The organism is Sphingomonas sp. 4RDLI-65 (genome assembly GCF_049472435.1).
In the GTDB taxonomy this organism is placed as follows: Bacteria; Pseudomonadota; Alphaproteobacteria; order Sphingomonadales; family Sphingomonadaceae; genus Sphingomonas.
On sequence record NZ_JBCEBT010000002.1, the window covers coordinates 622,495 to 636,071 of the forward strand.

16 protein-coding genes are annotated in these 13,577 nt (G+C 66.1%); 12 read left to right on the forward strand and 4 right to left on the reverse strand.

Annotated elements, in window-relative coordinates:
• Positions 1 to 30: 30 nt before the first annotated feature.
• Positions 31 to 168 carry a hypothetical protein gene (locus tag VH567_RS07950; RefSeq protein WP_423325034.1) on the reverse strand — a complete coding sequence of 46 codons (138 nt, stop codon included), beginning with the start codon at positions 166 to 168 and terminating at the stop codon, positions 31 to 33.
• Between the two features lie 108 nt (positions 169 to 276).
• Between VH567_RS07950 and VH567_RS07955 the strand changes: the two genes are divergently transcribed.
• From VH567_RS07955 to dapE, 9 genes are all read left to right on the forward strand, one after another.
• On the forward strand, positions 277 to 588 hold the full coding sequence (locus VH567_RS07955; RefSeq protein WP_423324815.1) for a hypothetical protein: 312 nt from the start codon (positions 277 to 279) through the stop codon (positions 586 to 588).
• Between the two features lie 87 nt (positions 589 to 675).
• Positions 676 to 810: a 50S ribosomal protein L34 gene (rpmH, locus tag VH567_RS07960; protein WP_031393806.1), complete on the forward strand. Its 135-nt coding sequence runs from the start codon at positions 676 to 678 to the stop codon at positions 808 to 810.
• A 56-nt stretch (positions 811 to 866) separates the two neighbouring features.
• Entirely contained in the window at positions 867 to 1,205 is a 339-nt protein-coding gene (rnpA, locus tag VH567_RS07965) for a ribonuclease P protein component (protein WP_423324818.1), read from the forward strand.
• Positions 1,206 to 1,374: 169 nt separating this feature from the next.
• Positions 1,375 to 1,620, forward strand: coding sequence for a membrane protein insertion efficiency factor YidD (gene yidD, locus VH567_RS07970; RefSeq protein ID WP_056486507.1), 246 nt, complete (start codon positions 1,375 to 1,377; stop codon positions 1,618 to 1,620).
• On the forward strand, positions 1,617 to 3,323 hold the full coding sequence (yidC, locus tag VH567_RS07975) for a membrane protein insertase YidC (RefSeq protein WP_423324820.1): 1,707 nt from the start codon (positions 1,617 to 1,619) through the stop codon (positions 3,321 to 3,323). Before yidD ends, yidC begins: the two co-directional genes overlap by 4 nt.
• A gap of 59 nt (positions 3,324 to 3,382) precedes the next feature.
• Positions 3,383 to 4,000, forward strand: coding sequence for a ribosome biogenesis GTP-binding protein YihA/YsxC (gene yihA, locus VH567_RS07980; RefSeq protein ID WP_423325028.1), 618 nt, complete (start codon positions 3,383 to 3,385; stop codon positions 3,998 to 4,000).
• A gap of 104 nt (positions 4,001 to 4,104) precedes the next feature.
• The gene (locus VH567_RS07985; protein ID WP_423324822.1) at positions 4,105 to 5,553 is read left to right on the forward strand and encodes a S41 family peptidase; all 1,449 of its coding nucleotides are present in this window, start codon (positions 4,105 to 4,107) and stop codon (positions 5,551 to 5,553) included.
• A 70-nt stretch (positions 5,554 to 5,623) separates the two neighbouring features.
• Positions 5,624 to 6,295: a glutathione S-transferase family protein gene (locus VH567_RS07990; protein ID WP_423324824.1), complete on the forward strand. Its 672-nt coding sequence runs from the start codon at positions 5,624 to 5,626 to the stop codon at positions 6,293 to 6,295.
• The gene (gene dapE, locus VH567_RS07995) at positions 6,292 to 7,428 is read left to right on the forward strand and encodes a succinyl-diaminopimelate desuccinylase (RefSeq protein ID WP_423324826.1); all 1,137 of its coding nucleotides are present in this window, start codon (positions 6,292 to 6,294) and stop codon (positions 7,426 to 7,428) included. The genes VH567_RS07990 and dapE overlap by 4 nt, the downstream gene beginning before the upstream one ends.
• A 146-nt stretch (positions 7,429 to 7,574) precedes the next feature.
• On the opposite strand, the gene VH567_RS08000 is transcribed toward dapE, so the two are convergent.
• From VH567_RS08000 to VH567_RS08010, 3 genes are read right to left on the reverse strand one after another with little or no spacing between them, the layout of a single operon-like run.
• Complete coding sequence (locus VH567_RS08000; RefSeq protein ID WP_423324828.1) at positions 7,575 to 8,222, reverse strand: Smr/MutS family protein; 648 nt, start codon at positions 8,220 to 8,222, stop codon at positions 7,575 to 7,577.
• Positions 8,197 to 9,537, reverse strand: a complete 1,341-nt coding sequence (locus VH567_RS08005; protein ID WP_423324830.1) for a murein transglycosylase A — start codon at positions 9,535 to 9,537, stop codon at positions 8,197 to 8,199. The genes VH567_RS08000 and VH567_RS08005 overlap by 26 nt, the downstream gene beginning before the upstream one ends.
• Positions 9,537 to 10,178 (reverse strand): Tim44/TimA family putative adaptor protein, encoded by a 642-nt coding sequence (locus tag VH567_RS08010; protein WP_423324832.1) that lies wholly within the window; start codon positions 10,176 to 10,178, stop codon positions 9,537 to 9,539. The genes VH567_RS08005 and VH567_RS08010 overlap by 1 nt, the downstream gene beginning before the upstream one ends.
• A 164-nt stretch (positions 10,179 to 10,342) precedes the next feature.
• Here VH567_RS08010 and secB point away from each other — a divergent pair, with 164 nt between their 5' ends.
• From secB to trpS, 3 genes are read left to right on the forward strand one after another with little or no spacing between them, the layout of a single operon-like run.
• Positions 10,343 to 10,855 (forward strand): protein-export chaperone SecB, encoded by a 513-nt coding sequence (secB, locus tag VH567_RS08015; RefSeq protein ID WP_423324834.1) that lies wholly within the window; start codon positions 10,343 to 10,345, stop codon positions 10,853 to 10,855.
• Between the two features lie 25 nt (positions 10,856 to 10,880).
• Complete coding sequence (gene murJ, locus VH567_RS08020) at positions 10,881 to 12,446, forward strand: murein biosynthesis integral membrane protein MurJ (protein WP_423324836.1); 1,566 nt, start codon at positions 10,881 to 10,883, stop codon at positions 12,444 to 12,446.
• An 8-nt stretch (positions 12,447 to 12,454) separates the two neighbouring features.
• Positions 12,455 to 13,462 carry a tryptophan--tRNA ligase gene (gene trpS, locus VH567_RS08025; RefSeq protein WP_423324838.1) on the forward strand — a complete coding sequence of 336 codons (1,008 nt, stop codon included), beginning with the start codon at positions 12,455 to 12,457 and terminating at the stop codon, positions 13,460 to 13,462.
• Positions 13,463 to 13,577 lie beyond the last annotated feature (115 nt).

The window sequence follows — 13,577 nt, forward strand, 5'->3', positions numbered from 1 at the left end:
ACGCTTGGCAGGCTCAAAGTTAAAACTTTGTCAAATCATTAGATTCGAACCCAGCGTATGTGCGTCAACTATGTTGAACGCGGGAAGTCCTGGAATCAGTTGGACTTGCACCTCCACGGCGCGTGCTTCGAGCCCGAGATACGCCACCGTCGCCACGATCGCCGCCATGCCCGCTCCCCCGCGACACGACGTCACGCCTTATTCATACCCGATTTGCCGTGTCTGCAATGGCTAGCGGCATTCTGCCGTCTTGCCATCCTAACACACCGGACCCACATGCCTTCCGTGAAAGCAGTCCGCTCCCCCTTCCTCCGCTTTGGCCAGTTGCTGCTCGGGGTGTTGCTGATCGTGAGCGCGCCGTTGCTCGCGCCGTTGCCAGGGCCTGCGGGCATCTTCCTGTTCGCCGGCGGGATGGTGCTGGTGTTGCGCAATTCACGGTGGGCGCGGTTGAAATGGGCGCGGTTGAAGCGGCGCTGGCCACGGACCGGGCATTTCGTCGATCGGATGATGCGGCGGCAGAGCGCTATGCGGCGCCACGAACGGGCGAAAGCGTCGAAAAGCGCTGCTGCCAAGGCCGGTGCGAATTGACTTACCGCCGCCCTTTCCGTAAGCGCCCAGCCATCAAGGCCGTCCCCGTGGCGGCCGTTTTCTATTTGATGACCTAGGGAATGACCAATGAAGCGGACCTTTCAGCCGAGCAACCTGGTACGCGCACGCCGTCACGGCTTCCGCGCACGGATGGCGACGGTCGGCGGCCGGGCAGTGATCCACGCACGCCGCGCCCGCGGTCGCAAGAAGCTGTCGGCCTAACAATTCTCGACAAGCGCCGCGATTTTCTCGCGGCGAATGCGGGGAAGCGCGCACCGATGCCGGGATTCGTCCTGCTCATGCGCCCCCGCGATGACGGTGACGCGACGATGCGAATCGGCTTCACCGTCACCAAGAAGATCGGCAACGCCGTCGTCCGGAACCGCATGAAACGGCGGTTGCGGGCGTTGGCGCGTGAGCTGTTGGCAGAGCGCGGCGTTGCCGGGGCCGATCATGTTTTGATCGGGCGGAATGGCGGGGTCGAGCGGGATTTCGCGTTGCTGCGGAGCGAGCTTGGCAAGGCTTTCCGCAAGGTTACGCCGCAGGCCACCGATACCACATCGGCGCAAGCCACCACCCCGGCGAAGGCCGGGGCCCAGGTGGGAAGGCGTCCGTGATTCAATACCGCCATTCGTTAGCGACGTCCCCCAACTGGGCCCTGGCCTTCGCCGGGGTGGAAATGTCTCACTCGAAGCCGCTCTCTTGGCCCTTGTTCTCCCGCGAAAGCGGGAGCCCAGTCTGGGTCCCCGCCTTCGCGGGGAAACACTCTGAGACGCCGCCTGCATCATGCTAGCCCGCCTCCTCATCCTCATCGCCCGCGGCTGGCAACTCGGCCCCTCGCTCGTCCTGCCGTCGAGTTGCCGCTACGATCCTTCCTGTTCAGCCTATGCAATAGAGGCCGTTGGGCGCTATGGCGCGCTCAAGGGGGGCTGGTTGGCGGCGAAGCGTATCGCGCGTTGCCATCCGTGGGGCGGGTACGGCCCCGATCCGGTCCCAGATATCGACAAGAAATTGAAAGACGCCGCCCTGTGAAAGACGACAAGCAGAATTTCGTGCTGTTCGCGGTGATCGCGGCGCTGATCCTGTTCGGATGGCCGCTGATCCAGGGCAAGTTCTTCCCGACCGCGAATCCGCCGGTCACGAAGATCGAAGGCGGCAAGACCAAGGCCATCGCCAACCCCGCCGCCGATCCGGCCGCGGACGGTGCCGCCGCGATCGGCGATCGCAACGCCGTGATCGCCAGCACCCCGCGCATCCGCATCGAGACGCCGCGCGTGTCCGGCTCGATCAACCTGAAGGGCGCGCGGATCGACGATCTCGTGCTCAAGGGCTATGACGAGACCGTCGCGAAGAACTCGCCGCCGATCCGCCTGCTTTCGCCCGCCGGCGCGCCCGACGCCTATTTCGCAAGCTTCGGCTGGCGCGCGCAGGGCCTGACCCCGCCTGCTGCCGATGCCGTCTGGACGCCCTCGGGTGCGACCACGCTGACGCCGACCACGCCGGTCACGCTCGACGCGACCAACGCCACCGGCCAGCGGTTCCGCATCCAGATCGCGGTCGACCAGGATTACATGTTCACGGTCCGCCAGACCGTCCTGAACGCCGGCACCGCGCCCGTTCCCGTCGCGACCTATGGCCTCGTCAACCGCGTCGGCATCTCGAAGGATCCGTCGTCGATGACGATCCATGTCGGACCGATGTCGGTCGATAATGGCGGCGCGCATTACCGTCCGAACTACAAGGACATCGACGAGGCCGCGCAGAAGTTCACGACGACCGGCGGCTGGCTCGGCTTCACCGACAAATACTGGCTGACCGCGATCATCCCCGATCAGGGCCAGGCGTTCGACGGCCAGTTCCGCGCGGGCGCCAACAAGGCGTACCAGGCCGATTACGCGCTCCAGCCCAAGCAGGTCGCACCGGGCCAGGCGATCACGCAGACCTCGCGCTTCTTCGCCGGCGCCAAGGAAGTCCGCCTGCTCGATCGCTACACCGACCAGCAGGGCGTCGCGAAACTCGATTACGCGATCGACTGGGGCTGGTTCCGGATCGTCGAGAAGCCGATCTTCTACTATCTCGACTGGCTGTTCCGCATGGTCGGCAACTTCGGCGTCGCGATCATCCTGCTGACGGTAACGATCCGCGGCCTGCTGTTCCCGATCGCGCAGCGTCAGTTCAAGTCGATGGCCGCGATGCGCGCCGTGCAGCCCAAGATGAAGGCGATCCAGGAAAAGCATAAGGACGACAAGGTCCGGATGCAGCAGGAAGTCATGGCGCTGTACAAGGCGGAGGGCGTCAACCCGCTCGCCGGTTGCGCGCCGACGTTGCTCCAGATCCCGATCATGTATGCGCTGTACAAGGTGCTGATGCTGACGATCGAAATGCGTCACCAGCCGTTCGTCGCGTGGATCAAGGATCTGTCCGCGCCCGATCCGTTGACTCCGCTCAACCTGTTCGGCCTGCTGCCGTTCACGCCGCCGCACATGATCGCGATCGGTATCGTGCCGATCATCCTGGGCATCAGCATGTACTTCCAGTTCAAGCTGAACCCGACGCCGATGGACGACACGCAGAAGCAGGTCTTCAAGCTGCTGCCATGGGTACTGATGTTCGTGATGGCGCCGTTCGCGGTCGGCCTCCAGGTATACTGGATCACGTCGAACTGCCTGACCATCATCCAGCAGAAGCTGCTGTACGCCCGCCATCCGGGCCTGAAAGTGCCGGTGACCAAGTGAACGACGTCCCTAACTTAGGTCCTGACCTCGAGCAGACCGACGCGCCGTTCACGCCCGAGATGCTGGAACATGCGCGGAAGCTGTTCGCGGGACATGTCGGCTTTCTGAAGTCCGCGCCGACGCTCGAGTTCCTGCCCGACGCATCGGTGCCGGAGGTGGCGTTCGCCGGTCGCTCGAACGTCGGCAAGTCGTCGTTGTTGAACGCGCTCACCGGGCGCAATTCGATGGCACGCACGTCGAACACCCCGGGCCGTACGCAGGAGCTGAACTTCTTCGAGGTCGGCGCCCCGCTCGCGTTCCGCCTCGTCGACATGCCTGGCTACGGGTTCGCCAAGGCGCCCAAGGACGTCGTCAAGAAATGGCGCTTCCTGATCAACGACTTCCTGCGCGGCCGTGACGTGTTGAAGCGGGCGCTCGTGCTGATCGATTCGCGCCACGGCATCAAGGACGTCGACCGCGAGATCCTCGAGATGCTCGACAAGGCCGCGGTCAGCTACCGCATGGTCCTGACCAAGGCGGACAAGATCAAGGCGTCCGAACTGGTCGAAGTGACCGAGCGCACCGCGGCCGAAGCCCGCAAGCGGCCCGCTGCGCATCCCGATATCTTGGTCACGTCGAGCGAATACGGCATGGGCATTCCCGAGCTGCGGGCCGCCGTGGTGGAAGCCGTCAGCTAAAAGAACGGTTGCGGTTCGACCTGCGGTTTCCGGCTGACACAGTCCGTCAAACTTCGTAGCTTCCCGTAAAAGGGGAGCACGGTATGCGTAGGGCGTTCGGGGGAATGTTGGCGATGGCAGTGATGCTGTCGGGCTGCGGCGGCAGCGACGAGGGCACGATCTCGACCGGCGGCAATACGCCCGCGCCGACTCCGACGGCATCCACGGGATGTTCCCTGCGCGAGCGCCAGGATTGGGCGGCGGCGCAGCTCCGCGAATGGTATCTGTTCCCGGACACGCTGCCCGCCTCGCTCAGCCCGGCGGCCTATACGACGGTCGACAGCTATATCGACGCGCTGACCGCGACGGCGCGGGCGCAGCGCAAAGACCGGTTTTTCACCTACCTGACGTCGATCAAGGAAGAAAACGCCTATTATGATTCGGGCGCCAGCGCGGGGTTCGGCATTCGCCTCGCGCTCGACCAGACCGGCCAGCGGCTGTTCTCCGCCGAATCGTTCGAAGGCGCCCCGGCGCTCGCCGCGGGGATCGATCGCGGCACGGAAATCCTCGCGATCGGCACGACGTCTGCCAACCTGCGGACGGTCAGTGCGATCATCGCCGCGGAGGGGACCGCCGGACTGACGACCGCGCTCGGCCCCGATACCGCGGGCACCGCACGCGTCCTGCGCGTCGCCGATGCGGCGGGCACGCGCGACGTGACGGTCACCAAGACCGATTTCGCGCTACTGCCGGTGTCGACGCGGTACGGCGCGAAGATCATCGACGATGGCGGCCGCCGCGTCGGCTATCTCAACCTGCGGACCTTCATCACCACCGCCGAGCCCGCACTAAAGGCCGCATTCGCCAATTTCCGCGCGAACGGCGTGACCAACGTGATCGTCGACCTGCGTTACAACGGTGGTGGCCTGATCACGACAGCGGAGTATCTAGGCGACCTGCTCGGCGGCGGTCGGTCGACGTCGGAGGTGTTCGACTACGTTACGTTCCGGACCGAGAAGGCCTCGAACAACACGACGCGCCTGTTCAAGCCACAGGCCGAATCGATCGCTCCGACCAAGATCGCCTTTATCGGCACTGGCGGTACCGCGTCGGCGAGCGAGATCGTCATCAACGCCTTCACGCCATATCTGCGCACCAATTCCGCGCTGATCGGCACCAACACGTTCGGCAAGCCGGTCGGCCAAATCCCGCTCGACCGGGCGGCCTGCGACGACCGCCTTCGCGTGGTGGCGCTGGCCACGCAGAATGCCGCGCGCAACGGCAATTACTATGACGGCCTCGCGACCACCGTGGAGGCGACGTGCCGGGCGAACGACGATATCTCCTATCAGTTGGGCGATCCGCTCGAGGCGTCGACCCGTCAGGCACTCGACTTCCTCGCCGGACGCAGCTGTACGCCGATCACAGCAAGCGCGAGTGCAAGCGCGGATGCGGGTGCCGGTCTGCAGTCGATGCGGACCCAGGCAACGCTGGAGGCGCCCGAGACGGGGCATGCGTTGCTGGTGCCCGATCACCCCGATACGCCCCAACGCGAGGTGCCGGGGCTGTTCTGATCGATCCCGTGGAGACGGGGAATACGCGGAACGATTGCCTCTTTCCGCCCCCTCGCCTAGCACCGCGCGCATGAAACTGATCATCGGCAACAAGGCCTATTCCTCCTGGTCGCTGCGCGGCTGGCTCGCGTGCAAGCAGTCCGGGCTGCCGTTCGAGGAGGTCGTCGTGCCGATGTACGACGCCGATTGGGAAAAGCGCCGCTCGGGCGACGAGTTCGCGCCGTCGTCGGGCAAGGTGCCGATCCTGTGGGACGGCGACGCGGTGGTGTGGGACAGCCTGGCGATCGTCGACTATCTCGCCGACAAGGTCGGTCGCGAGCGCTTCTGGCCCGAGGACAATGCCGCGCGGGCGATGGCGCGATCGATGGCCGCCGAGATGCATTCGAGCTTCCAGGCGCTGCGCCGCAAGCACAGCATGAACGTGCGGCAGATATTTCCCGCAAAGCAGGCCGACGACGACGTCCTGGTCGAACTGCAGCGGATCATGGAATTGTGGGCGCAGGCACGCGCACGCTTCGGCGGCGATGGCGATTTCCTGTTCGGCCAGTTCGGCGCGGCGGACATCATGTTCGCGCCGGTCGTCACGCGGATCGTCACTTATCAGCTGCCGATCGCGCGCTTTGCCGCCGGTTACATGCAGGCGATGTTCGAGCATCCCTTCATGCAGGACTGGATCGCGAGCGCGCAGGAAGAGGAATGGGTGCTCGAGCAATATGAGCAGCCGGTCGCCACGCCTGCATGAACGCGCCGATCGACCCGGTCGCGCTCACCCAGGCGTTGCTCCGCGCGGATAGCGTCACGCCGGCGCGTGGTACGGTATTCGACGTGCTAGAGGCGGCGCTGATGCCGCTCGGCTTTGCGGTCGATCGGTTCGTGGTTGGTGAAGCGCCGGACGGACCGGTCGAGAATTTGCTCGCCACACGCGGAACGGGGCCGCGGCATCTGGCGTTCGCGGGGCATGTCGACGTCGTGCCTCCGGGTGACGGCTGGACCGGTTCGCCTTGGTCGGGCGAGGTGCGCGACGGGTTGTTGTATGGGCGCGGTGCGGTCGACATGAAGGGCGCGGTGGCCGCGTTCGTCGCTGCCGCCAGTCGGAGCGATGCCCATCAAGGCGGGGGGACGCTGTCGCTGATCATCACCGGCGACGAGGAAGGGCCTGCGACCTACGGCACCGTCGCGTTGATGGAGCGAATGGCCGCGCGGGGGATCGTGCCCGATCTTTGCCTGGTCGGTGAGCCGACCTCGACCGCTCGGCTCGGCGACATGGTGAAGATCGGGCGGCGTGGCTCGGTGAATATCTGGATCGACGTGCCGGGGCGCCAGGGCCACGTCGCCTACCCGAATCTGGCCGACAATCCGATCCCGCGGTTGATCGCGATCTTGGCGGAAATCGAGACCGTCGTGCTCGACGAGGGGACCGACTGGTTCCAGCCGTCGAACATCGAGGTGACGGACATTGCGGTTGGCAATCAGGCGCACAACGTCATTCCGGCCAAGGCGTCGGCGCGGCTCAGCATCCGCTTCAACGATCAGCATCGGGGCGCGGCGTTGATCGAGCGCATCCGGGCGATCGCCGGACGTCACGACACCGGGGCGATCGTGACGGGGAGGGTTTCGGGCGAAGCGTTCCTGACGGAGCCGGGTGCCTTCTCGACGCTGCTGTCGGACGCCATCCATGCGGCAACCGGGATCGTGCCCGAACTGTCGACCACCGGCGGCACATCGGATGCGCGGTTCCTGTCGAAGCTGTGCCCGGTAGTCGAGTTCGGCCTGATCAACGCGACGATGCATAAGGTCGACGAGGCGGTCGCTGTCGAGGATCTACGGACGCTGACGGATATCTATGCGGGGGTGATCGACCGGGCGCTGCGCTAAGGCACGCGGCTCGTCATCAATACCAAACTATCGTCACCCCAGCGGAAGCTGGGGTCTCCTCGTTTGGCGGGCAACGCGGGAAACGGTGAAATATCCCAGCTTTCGCTGGGATGACGGGAAGATGAGTATTGCGGCAGGAGCGCGCTCTACCCCTCCCGTCCCCGGCGGAGGACGATGTAGAGCGCTCCCATCCCGCCGTGGCGCGGATGGGCACCGCGGACGGCGGCGATCGAATCCGCATGGCGCGAACCCGCCAGCCAGTCGGTCACCGCAGACCGGATCGCGCCGCGCGCGTGCGGGCGTTCGCTCTCCGGCCGCGGCGGCTTGCCCGTCACTAGCAGCAGCACGCGGTCGCCGCGTGCGATCGCCCGTCCGAGGCCAACATCGAGCATCGTATGCGCGGACGCCAGCGTGTGGCCGTGCAGATCGATCGAGCTGTCGGGACTGACCACGCCGCGCGTCAGCCTCTTGTCCCAGCCGCCGTCGAGCGTGTTGGCGGTGATCGGCTTGGCCACCGGCCGCGACGGTGCCACCGGTTTTGCACCAGGGCGGCTTGCAAACGGCGTGACGACGGTGCGGACGAGCGGCTTGACCCGTCCCATCGGCGCAGGCGGCGGCGGAACGATCTTGCCGTTGGGACCGATCACCGGCTTGGGTGGCGGTGGCAGCGGCGGCGCGCGCTCTGGGATGCGGACCGCGACTGTGCGCATCGGCCGGACGCTCGCCATCACGCGCGCCCAGAGCTGCGCCTCCTCCGGGGTGAGGGGGTCAGGGTTGAGGGGTCGGCCCGCCATATCGCGCCCCATTTGCTTGATTGAGCCGCGCGACGGTGCCGATCGGCAGCAGCAGATACGCGCTCCCGCGCCCGGCCATGCCGCCCGCGGTCGCTTCTGCCGCGGGCCCGGCACCCCAGAAGGTGTCGAAGCGATTGCTGCCCTTGATCGCGCCGCCGGTGTCCTGTGCGACCCATAAGCCGCTGGCATCCTGGCGGTCGAGCGACAGGAACACGGGCGCACCGAGCGGGACGAACTTCACGTCCGCCGCTGCACTCACCTGGCCGGTGACCGGTAGCCCGAGTGCCCCCAGGGGGGCGCCGTCGAGTTCGCGGAAGAACACGAAGCTCTTGTTCTCGCGCATGATCGCCTGCCCCTCGGCCGGGTGCGCGTGGAGCCACGCGACGATACCCTGCATCGAGGTCTGGCCGGGCTGCAGCAGCCCGCGCGCCTTCATCAGCGCGCCGATGCCGGTGTAATCGCGGCCGTTCTGCGTCGCGTAGCCGATCCGCAGAATCTCGCCATCGGGAAGCCGCAGCCGTCCCGAGCCCTGGATCTGGAGGAAGAACAATTCGATCGGATCGCGCGCCCAGGCGAGGATCGGCGCCTTGCCCGACAGCGCACCCTGCTCGATCGCGGTCCGATCGTAATAGGGTACGAGGTTGGTGCGATCGACACGACCCCGGACCTTCTTGCCCTTGAGCGCGGTCGAGAATGCGCCGAGATCGACATCGATCAGATCGGTCGGCCGACCATAGATCGGCGCATAGCCGTCACGACGATCCAGCGAGCCGGCGATCTCCGGCTCGTAATAGCCGGTCGCGAACGCCTTGCCGTCGCCGATCTGCGCCGTCTCGAACCATTGCGCAAAGAACGCACGCGCACTGCGGCGATCGGTGGTGGCGGCCGCCGTGCACGCGAGTTGCCAGTCGGTGCCCCGCGTCAGGCCGGACGTATCCATCCGCCGCACCAGCGATGGGCAACTCGTCACGAACGCGGCAAGCGCCGACTGCGCCTGCGCATCGTCGATCGGCAGGCTGCCAAGCGGTGGTCCGGGCAACACGCCGGCCGCCGCTGCGTTCAAGGGCTCGATCACAGGGCTGGTTGGTATCGGCAGCAAAGGCACGGCGCCCACGATCCGCGCGGGCGACTGGATTCCGCGGATGTTGGGCGATGCGCCGGTGTCGCGCGTCGGATGAACGCGGACCGGCTCCGTCGGCCGGGTCTCGTGATCGACCGGTGCCGGACCGGCGCGCGGTGGCTCGACGCCACCGACGCACGCGCTCAACGACAGCGCCAGTACGGCGCTTATCCCTGCCCCCCTGAAGTCGCGCATCAGGCTTCGTCGGTGTCGGCGAGCATCCAGTTCGGATCGCTGCTCTTCAGCGTCCGCGCGAAGGTCCACACGTCGTGCGTCTCGACCGCGTCGGTCAAAGAGCCGGCAAGGACATTGCCCTCCGCATCGCGCGTGACGGCCGCGATATCCGCATCGAAACGCACCGTGATACGCGCATCGCGACCCGAGACGCTCGCATCGGCGATGACTGCGCGCTCGATCGTGACGAGGCGGTTGTCGAGCACTTCGCCAGCTTCGTTACGCGCGACGATCGCTTCACCGAACGCGGCACGCACGTCAGCGACTGCGAGATCGGCCAGCGCGTCCTCGTCGCCCTTCCAGAACGCTTCGAGCACCATCCGGTACGCGGCCTGCGAGCCTTCGAGGAAGCGACCGACATCGAAACCGGGCTCGCCGGCGATGATCGCACGGAGTCCGGCCTCGGCCTGCGGCTCGATGTTGCGGTTGGCGGTCTCGCGCGGTTCGGCGACGGCGTCGATCGTCCGCGGCACCGAGATCGGTACCGGACGCTCCTCGGCCGTGCGCGGCAACGGCTCATGCCCGGTGCGCTTGCCGAGCACGCTATACAGTCGCATGGCCAAGAAGCCTGCAACCATCGCGAGAAGTACTACGTAAAACAACCGTGCCTCCGATCTTCGGGCTAACATAGGCCAAAGCTGCGCTTATTCAAACCCGCGCCCGTTGAAACGCCCCGTCGGCACTGCTAATCGCACCGCCTCGACCCAATGGAACGCACGAGCATTCCGCTTCGGTCCCATCTTTGCGCATTTCAAGGACATGACGAATGGACGATCAGGACAATGGCATCACCATGCCGGACCAGGCTATCGCGAATGGCGAGGACACGGTCCCGGCGGCCGGGCTGATCTCGCAGTACGTCAAGGACCTGTCGTTCGAGAACCCGAACGCGCCCGCAGTCTACCAGAACCAGACCCCGCCGGCGATCGACGTGCAGTTCAACATCGGCGCGGCACAGGTCGGCGACGAGGTGCACGAGGTCGTGCTGAAGATCGACGTCCGCGCCGAGACCGACGGGCAGGTCGCGTTCATCGTCGACCTTTCGTACGCGGGGCTGTTCGGGCTGCGCAACATCCCGGCCGAGCATGTCCAGCCGTTCCTGCTGGGCGAAGCGCCACGCCTGCTGTTCCCGTTCGCGCGTCGCGTGCTGTCGGATGCGGTGCGTGACGGTGGCTTCCCGCCGCTGCTGCTCGAGCCGATCGACTTCTCGCAGCTCTATATCCAGCAGTCCGAACAGCAGGGCATCCAGCCCAACGTCGGCGATTTCGGCCAGGCCTGATCGACCGGGGGCGGAGCACGCGTAGATGAACCTGACCAAGGCGCTGGGATCGGTCGGCGGGCTGACGCTCGCCAGCCGCGTCCTGGGGCTGGTGCGCGACTCGCTGTTCGCGCGGTTCGTCGGCGCCGGGTTCGCGTCGGACGCTTTCCTGATCGCGTTCCGCCTCCCCAACATGTTCCGCGCCCTCTTCGCGGAGGGCGCGTTCTCCGCCGCGTTCATCCCGATGTTCAATCGGAAGGTCGGCGACAAGGATGGCCGCGGGCTGCCGGACGGAATCGCGTTCGCCGAGGATGCACTGTCGGTGCTTTTGCCGACGCTGATCCTGATGACGGTGATCTTCGAGATCGCGGCGTGGCCGATGACGTGGCTGCTGACCTTCGGGTTCAACGGCGCCAGTGCGGCGCGGTTCGACTATGTCGTCCACCTGTCGCGGATCACCCTGCCCTATCTGCTGCTGATCAGCCTTGTCTCGCTGCTCGGCGGCATCCTCAATTCGCTGCACAAGTTCTGGATCAATGCCGCGGCACCGATCCTGCTGAACGCGACGCTGATCGCGGCACTGCTGCTGTTCCACGAGCACCAGCCGCTGCTGACCGCGCGCAACCAGGCGATCGCGGTGACGGTGTCGGGGGCGTTGCAGCTTTTGTGGCTGATCTGGGCGTGTCGCGCGTCGGGCGTGAAGCTCCGGTTGAAGCGCCCACAGCTCAACCCCGACGTGAAGAAACTCATGTCGCTGATCTGGCCTGCCGCCGCCGGTGCCGGTGCGGTGCAGATCAACCTCGTCGTATCGACCGCGCTTGCCGCCGCGCTGCTCCCGGCGGGATCGGTCTCGTACATCTATTTCGCCGACCGACTGAACCAGCTCCCGCTTGGGCTGATCGGCATCGGTCTCGGCACCGTCCTGCTTCCCACCATCTCGCGCCAGCTCGGTCGCGGCGAGGATGCGGAGGCGATGGCGACGCAGAACCGCGGCATGGAGCTCGCGCTGTTCCTCACGCTGCCCGCGACGGTGGCGCTGATCGTGTGCGGCGTGCCGATCGTCGGCGCGCTGTTCCAGCACGGCAAGTTCGCGCTCGACGACAGCGTGCTGACTGCGCAGGCGCTCGCGGCGTTCTCAATCGGCCTTCCGTCGTACATCCTCGTGAAGGTACTCACGCCCGGCTATTACGCACGCTCGGACACGCGCACGCCGGTGCGGTATGCGACGATGTCGATGGTCGTGAACCTCGTCCTCAACCTCGCCTTCATCAAGCCGCTCGGCCATATGGGCCCACCGCTCGCCACCGCGATCGCGAGCACGGTCAACGTCGCGATGCTGTACCGCACGCTGGTTCGTCGCGGGCACTTCACCCCGGACGCGCGGTTGCGTCGGCGGACGTGGCGGCTGCTGGTCGCCGCGCTGATCATGGGCGTCGTGATGTTTTTCCTCAACGACCTGTTCCAGCCGTTCGTGACCGGCACCAGCATCCAGCGCTGGGGGGCGATGCTGGTGCTGGTTACCACCGGCGGCGTGGTCTATGCGATCGCGACATTGCTCACCGGCGCGTTCCGGCTGGGCGACATCTCCACGCTTCTGCGTCGTTCACGATAGGTCTCTCAATGCGCGTTGTTTCCGGCATCAAGCCCACCGGCAATCTCCATCTCGGCAATTACCTTGGGGCGGTGAAGCAGTGGGTCGCGCTGCAGGACGACGTCGCGGCGCAGGGCGGCGAGTCGATGTTCTTCATCGCCGATCTCCACGCGCCGACCGAATGGATCGCGCCGGCGGAATTGTCGTCGCACACGATCGAGGTCGCGGCGACGATGATCGCCGCTGGGATCGATCCGGCGAAGTCGATCCTGTTCAACCAGGCGCGCGTACCCGCGCACAGCGAGATGGCGTGGCTGCTCAACACGGTCGCGCGCGTCGGCTGGCTGAACCGGATGACGCAGTTCAAGGACAAGGCGGGCAAGAACCGCGAGGGCGCGAGCGTCGGGCTGTATGATTACCCGGTACTGATGGCCGCCGACGTGCTGCTCTACAACGCCACGCACGTGCCGGTCGGCGAGGACCAGAAGCAGCATCTCGAACTCGCGCGCGATATCGCGACCAAGTTCAACGGCGATTATGGGGTGGACCTGTTCACGCTTCCCGCCCCGCTGATCAGCAAGGCGGCGCCGCGGATCATGAGCTTGCGCGATGCTTCGGCGAAGATGTCGAAGTCGAACCCGTCCGAGCAGTCGGTGGTCAAGCTGATCGACAGCGACGACACCATCGCCGACAAGTTCCGCAAGGCGAAGACCGATCCCGACGTGCTGCCGGCGACGGTCGAGGAGCTGGGCGATCGCGCGGAGGCGCGCAACCTGCTGACGATCTACGCGGCGCTGGCGGATAGCGATGTGGCGACCGTGCTGGGCGAGTTCGGCGGCAAGGGGTTCGGCGCGTTCAAGCCGGCGCTCGCGGATCTGGCGGTGGCGAAGTTGGGGCCGATCCGTGACGAGATGGTGCGGTTGCTGGATGACCGCAGTGCGGTGACGGCGGTGTTGCAGGCGGGGGCGGAGAAGGCGCGCGCGCTGGCGGCGCCGGCGTTGAAGCGGACACAGGATGCGATGGGGTTGCAGGTCTGAGACTGCTTGTCCGTTATCGTGACGGTTCACTTGGCGCCTGAGTACCCGACCGTCACCCCTGCACGATAACCGTCACCCCAGCGAAAGCTGGGGTCTCCCTCGTTGCACGCTACCC